This is a genomic window from Actinomadura sp. GC306 (assembly GCF_004348665.1).
Lineage (GTDB): Bacteria > Actinomycetota > Actinomycetes > Streptosporangiales > Streptosporangiaceae > Spirillospora.
The window spans coordinates 1-5,889 of the sequence record NZ_SMKM01000354.1 but is presented as its reverse complement, the minus strand read 5'-3'; the positions used below and the strand labels follow the sequence as shown (position 1 = coordinate 5,889).

The window sequence follows — 5,889 nt, the reverse complement described above, 5'->3', positions numbered from 1 at the left end:
CACCGGACGGGCCGCCCGCGGGCGCCGGGGCCCTGGACGGCCCGGCCGGGGGTTAGGGCGGGGCGCGGTGCAGGCGGGTGAGGCGCCCGGCGGCGTCGCCGCCGTCGCTGCCGTCCACGCCCCCGGGTCCGTGCACCGCCGGTCCCGCCGCGGCGCGGCGGGCGGCCCTCGGCGCGCCATAGGGCGTGCCATAGTGGGCGCTGTGACTCCCCGAACCCCGGCAGGCAGGGCAGGCGCGGCGGACCGGCCGCGCACCGGACGCGCGCGGGGGGCGGCCCGCCCGTCGCCGGCGCTGACGGTCCGGCACGGCATCGCGTTCACCGCCGACCCGTGCGCGAGCCTGCTGCGGCTGTACGCGCAGGCGGGCCCGGTCGCGGCGGTCGGGCCGCGCCGCAAGCCGCTGGTGCACCTGTTCGGCCCGGACGCCAACGCGTTCGTGTTCGCCAACTCGGGCCTGTTCCGGTGGCGGGAGGCGTTCGACCTGCTGGTGCCGGTGAACGGGGAGACCGCGCTGATCGTCAGCGACGGCGCCGACCACCGGCGCCGCCGGCGGCTGGTGCAGCCGGCGTTCCACCACCGCCGGGTCGGCGCGTACGTGGAGCGGATGGCCGCCAACACCGACGCGGCGGTGCGGGAGTGGCGGCCGGGCCGGACGCTGGACGCCTACGCCGAGCTGCGGTCGGTGATCCGGCGCAGCACGGTCGAGGTGCTGTTCGGCGACCGCCTCGCCGCCGACGCCGAGGTGATCGGGCGGCGGCTGCAGGTCGCGCTGGCCGCGATCGACCGCAACTTCGTGCTGCAGATGATGCTGCGCCGCGTCCCCAACCCCTACATGCGGCGCGTCGCCGCGGCCCGCGCGCAGGTGGCCCGCCGCGTCGACGAGGAGGTCGAGCGGCGGCTGCGCGAGCCCGCCCCCGACGGCGGGTACGACGACGTGCTGGCGATGCTGATGGCGGCGCGCGACGAGGACGGCGCGGGCCTGACCCGCCAGGAGCTGCAGGACCAGGTCATCAGCCTGATCTCCGCCGGTTACGACACCACCAGCGCCGCGATGGCGTGGGCGGTGTACGCGCTGGCGACCCATCCGCAGGCGGCGGAGCGGGCGCGGCGGGAGGTGGCCGAGGTGGTCGGGGACCGGCTCCCCCGGGCCGATGACCTGCCCGCGCTGACGTTCCTGGACGGGGTGGTGAACGAGACGCTGCGGCTGTTCCCGCCGGCGGTGCTCAGCGCGCGGGTCCCGGTGGAGGACTTCACCTACGGCGGGCACCGGATCCCGGCGGGCGCGATGGTGATGTACTCCCCCTACGTCACGCACCGGATGCCGCAGGTGTGGCCGCAGGCGGGGCGGTTCCGTCCCGAGCGGTGGGACCCGTCCTGCGAGCTGCACCGCCCGGCGACGCCGGCGACGTACCTGCCGTTCGGCGGCGGCCCGCACCGCTGCATCGGCTCGACGCTGGCGACGGTGGAGCTCAAGACGATGCTGGCGTGCCTGCTGCGCCGCACGCGGCTGCGTCTGGTGTCGCCCGCGGTGACGCCGACCAGCGTGACGGCGATGCGCCCGCGCGGCGGCCTGCCCGTCCGCGTCGTCGGCTAACCCCCCGCCCCCGGCTTGCCACCGGGGCCGGGCCCGGCGGCGGTGGCGCGGGTGAGGCGGGCGGCCATCGCGGTGAGCCGCTCGGTCAGCTCGGGCGGCCCCTGCACCTCGAAGTCCAGGTCGAGGTAGGCGATGCGCAGCGCCGTCCATTCCAGGGAGTCGGCGCCGGTGCGCAGCAGGCAGGTGCGCTCGTCGACGGCCTGGACCTCTGTGCCGCTCACCCGGAACCGGTCGGCGAGCTCGGCGGCGGGCGCGTGCACCCGCAGCACCGCGCTGACCCGCGGCGACCGGGCCCGGGAGCGGGCGACGAACGCGGCGGGGCCGGCGGCGGGCGGCTCACGCGGCGCGGCCCGCACACCGGTGGGCCGCGGGGAGGTGAGCCGGTCGACGCGGAAGCTGCGCCACGCGCCGCGGCCGGTGTCGAACGCGACCAGGTACCAGCGGCGCCCGGCCGGCACCAGCCCGTGCGGCTCGGCGACCCGCGCGGACTCGGTGCCGTCCGCGCGGCGGTAGGTGAAGCGGATCCGTTCGCGGTCGCGGCACGCCGCGGCAAGGACGGTCAGGGTCCGCGGGTCGGCGCGCGGCCCGGCGGGCGGGCCGTCCAGGGGCGTGGTGGCGGCGTGCAGGGCGCTGACGCGGCGCCGCAGCCGCGCGGGCAGCACCTGCTGGAGTTTGGCCAGGGCCCGCACCGACGCCTCCCCGATCCCCTCGACCGCCCCGCCGGCCGCGGCGGCCTGCAGCCCCACGGCGATCGCGACGGCCTCCTCGTCGTCGAGCAGCAGCGGCGGCATCGCCGCGCCGGCCGCCAGGCCGTACCCGCCCGCCGCACCGGGGACGGCATGGACGGGGTAGCCGAGGTCGCGCAGCCGCCCGATGTCGCGGCGGACGGTGCGGGCGCTGACCCCGAGCCGCTCGCACAGCTCCGGGCCGCTCCACGCGCGGCGGGCCTGCAGCAGCGACAGCAGCCGCAGGAGGCGTTCGGACGGCGACATACCCCCAGTATGGCCGTGGACGCGGCCAGAACCTGACCGCGATCCGACCGGGCCGTAGAATCTGCGGGCATGAGCGACCCGCCGTCCCCCGCGCCCTACCTGTCGGAGCTGTTCTCGCTGCGGGGGCGGGTCGCGGTCGTGACGGGCGGCAGCTCGGGCATCGGCCGCGCGATCGCCGTGGCGCTGGGCCGGGCGGGCGCGTCGGTGGTGGTCGTCGCCCGCCGCCCGGCGCCGCTGGCCGACGTGGTGCGCGAACTGGAGGGGCACGGGGCCCGCGCGGCGGCCGTCAGCGCCGACCTCGGCACCCGCGACGGGGTCGCGCAGGCGGCGCGGGAGGCGGCCGCGGCGTTCGGGGAGCCCGACATCCTGGTGAACTCCGCCGCGGTGAACCTGCGGCCCCCGCTCGGCGACCTCGGCGACGAGGTGTGGGACACCACCATGGCGGTGAACCTGGACGCGCCGTTCCTGCTCGGGCGGCGGTTCGGGCCGGGGATGGCCGAGCGGGGCTTCGGCCGGCTGATCCACATCGCCTCCCAGCAGGCGTTCCGCGCGTCGCTGACCAGCGGCGCCTACGGGGTGTCCAAGGCCGGGCTGGTCGCGCTGGCGCGGTCGCAGGCCGAGGCGTGGTCGCCGCGGGGCGTCACCGCCAACACCCTGGTGCCGGGGTTCGTGCTGACCCCGCTGAACACCGAGGTCGCGGCCGACCCCGCGCGCGTGCGGGCACTGGCGGGCCGCACCCTGACCGGCCGCAACGGCCTGCCGGAGGACTTCGCGGGCGCGGCGGTGTTCCTGTCCTCACCGGCCGCCGGCTACGTCACCGGCCAGTCGATCTTCGTGGACGGCGGGTTCTCCGCGCACTGACCCCCCCGCGGTCACGGCCCGGGAAGGGGCGGCGGCCCGAACAGGCCGGTCGCCGCGACGGCCTCGGCGGCACCGGCCGCGTACACGATCCCCCCGGCGGGCCGCCCGCGGCCGTCGCGGACGCGCCACCCGCCGATCTGCACGACCGGGACCGTCCCGCGCCGCATCGCCAGCGCCAGTTCCGACAGCGTCCCCCAGGACCCGCCGATGACGATCACGGCGTCGGCGGCGTTGACGATCACGTTGTTGCGGGCCTGGCCGAGACCGGTGGGCAGCGCCACGGTGAGATCCGGGGCCGCGCCGCCGCGGCCGGTCCCGGGCAGGACGCCGACGGCGATGCCGCCGACGGCGCGGGCACCGGCCGCCGCGGCGGCCATGACCCCGCCGTGCCCGCCGCAGATGACCACCGCGCCGTGCCGGGCCAGCAGCCGCCCGGTCTCGCGGGCGTGGCCGCGTTCACGTTCGGTGCACTCCCCGGGCCCGCACACCGCCACCTGCACCGGCCCGGCGGTGGAGGTGGCGGGGGTCACTCGGCGCCGCGGTCGGCGGCGAGCCGGTCGATCACGGCGGCCAGGTCGAAGTCCTTGCCGGTCAGGCCGCCGGCGCTGTGGGTGGTCAGCGCGAAGGTCACGGTGCGCCAGCGGATGTCGATGTCGGGGTGGTGGTCGGCGTCCTCGGCGGCGCGGGCGACGTCGCCGACCAGGTCGATCCCGGCCATGAACGACGGCGCCCGCACCTGCCGCCCGATGGTGCCGCCGTCGCGGCGCCAGGCGGGCAGGTCGCGCAGCCGGCCGTCGATCGCGGCGTCGTCGAGGATACCGGCCATCGCAGATCACTCCCTGTTCGTCGGCGTGTCCGTATCGAGTACATCACGTTCGGCGTTCGGCTCCGCGGTCGTGGTGACCTGCGCCCACACGTCGGTGGTGCGGGTCCGCCCGGCCGGGGTGTCCTCGACGGTCTCCTCCACGATGACCGCCGCCGCGGCCGTGCCCGAGCCGGCGCTCGCGGCGTGGGGGCGGGTGGCGGTGATCCAGGTGGTCTTGGCGACGTCGACGACGACGTCCCGGGCGATGTCGGCGATGGTGCCGCGCAGCGCGTCGCGCATGGCGAGCCTGAGCGCGTCGCGGAGCAGCTCGCGCAGCACGGCCTCGATCGCGGCGGTCGCGGCCCGGGACGCCGCGCGCAGGGCCAGCTCCCGGGCGGTGCGCGCGACGGCGCTGCCGGTGACCGCGGTGACCAGGTCCGCGGCCTCACGGGCGGCGCCCCGCACGGCGGGATCGGCCGCGGCGCGCGCCGCCACACCGGCGGCGGCCCCGGTGAACGGCGCCAGCTCGGGCGCGGCGGCGGCGTCGCGAGCCCGGTCGCGGACGGCGCCGGCCAGGTCGCGCGCGGCCTGCTCGGCGGTCTCGCGGACGACACGGGCGACGACGTCGCGGCCGGCGGTCATCGCCGCCTCGGCGGCCGCGTCGGCGGCGGTGTCGACCGCCGCGTCCACCACCGCCTTCGTGGCGGCCTGCACCACGGGCGCGGCGGCGGTGCGGGTGGCGACGTCCAGGGCGGCGTCGGCGGCGGCGCGGGCGAGGGGCCCGGCGGCGAACCGGCGCGCCGCGGCCGCCATCGGGTGCCGCGCGGTCTGCTGCGCCGCCTGCTCGGCCAGGGTCATCGCGGTCGCGGCGGCCTGGAACGCGCCCGCGGTGGCGGGGTTGGCCTCGGCGACGGCGCGGGCCTCGGCCACGGCGCGCCCGGCGGCCGCGGAGGCCGCCCGCACCGCCGCGTCCCGGGCCGCCTGCTCCACGGCCCGCATCGCGGGCGTGCCGGCGAGCTGGTCCAGGATGCGCGCCGCGGCGACCGAGGCGGCCTGCCGCGCGGCGGCCACCACCGGCTCCCCGGCGGTGGCGGCGGTCCGCGCGGCGGCCGCGGCGGACGGGGCCAGCCCGTCCCACACCTCCTCCAGCCGCCGCGCGGCGGCCTGGTCGGCGCTCCGGCCGTCGTCGGTGCTCCGGTCGTCCCGCAGGTCCCTGTCGTCCACAGCCACGCCCCTCAGCAGATCCGCCCCCCAAATCACCATAACTTCCGAACGGCGGTGCCGGTTCCGGGCGCGGTCACCGGCCGCCGGGGCGGGGACCCGGGTCCGGCGGGCGTAGCCGCGGGCGGCCACCGCCATCCCCGCACCCCACACCACATATGCGGGCACCGCGACCCAGAAGAACACCTCGGGCAGATCAAGACCCCCCTCGGGCGGAAACGGGTCACGGCCGTTGAGCCGCTCCCAGCACATCAGCACCAGCATCAACCCGAAGTAGACCGTCAACCCGGCCGAGACCGCCGCGGCCGGCCACAGCACCACCCGGCGCGGGACGCGCCGCCCGAACCGGTGCACCAGCGCCAACGGCAGCAGCGTCCCGCCGAGCACGAACCCGCCCTCGAACACCACCGCCGACA

At 78.5% G+C, this 5,889-nt stretch carries 5 protein-coding genes and 1 pseudogene; 2 read left to right on the top strand and 4 right to left on the bottom strand.

Annotated features, from left to right (window positions below; translation table 11 throughout):
* The first annotated feature begins 202 nt into the window (after positions 1–202).
* Positions 203–1,594, top strand: coding sequence for a cytochrome P450 (locus E1200_RS30445; RefSeq protein WP_243708961.1), 1,392 nt, complete (start codon positions 203–205; stop codon positions 1,592–1,594).
* Here E1200_RS30445 and E1200_RS30440 read toward each other — a convergent pair.
* Positions 1,591–2,586 carry a WYL domain-containing protein gene (locus E1200_RS30440; protein WP_131955607.1) on the bottom strand — a complete coding sequence of 332 codons (996 nt, stop codon included), beginning with the start codon at positions 2,584–2,586 and terminating at the stop codon, positions 1,591–1,593. The genes E1200_RS30445 and E1200_RS30440 overlap by 4 nt on opposite strands.
* 69 nt (positions 2,587–2,655) lie before the next feature.
* On the opposite strand from E1200_RS30440, the gene E1200_RS30435 reads away from it, so the two are divergent.
* Positions 2,656–3,447: an SDR family oxidoreductase gene (locus tag E1200_RS30435; protein ID WP_131955605.1), complete on the top strand. Its 792-nt coding sequence runs from the start codon at positions 2,656–2,658 to the stop codon at positions 3,445–3,447.
* An 11-nt stretch (positions 3,448–3,458) separates the two neighbouring features.
* On the opposite strand, the gene E1200_RS30430 is transcribed toward E1200_RS30435, so the two are convergent.
* The 3 genes and pseudogenes from E1200_RS30430 to E1200_RS35055 form a co-directional block, all read right to left on the bottom strand.
* Positions 3,459–3,977, bottom strand: coding sequence for a dethiobiotin synthetase (locus E1200_RS30430; RefSeq protein WP_243708960.1), 519 nt, complete (start codon positions 3,975–3,977; stop codon positions 3,459–3,461).
* Positions 3,974–4,273: a 4a-hydroxytetrahydrobiopterin dehydratase gene (locus tag E1200_RS30425; protein ID WP_131955603.1), complete on the bottom strand. Its 300-nt coding sequence runs from the start codon at positions 4,271–4,273 to the stop codon at positions 3,974–3,976. The genes E1200_RS30430 and E1200_RS30425 overlap by 4 nt, the downstream gene beginning before the upstream one ends.
* A 6-nt stretch (positions 4,274–4,279) precedes the next feature.
* Positions 4,280–5,889, bottom strand: a pseudogene (locus E1200_RS35055) (hypothetical protein); the annotation flags it as partial.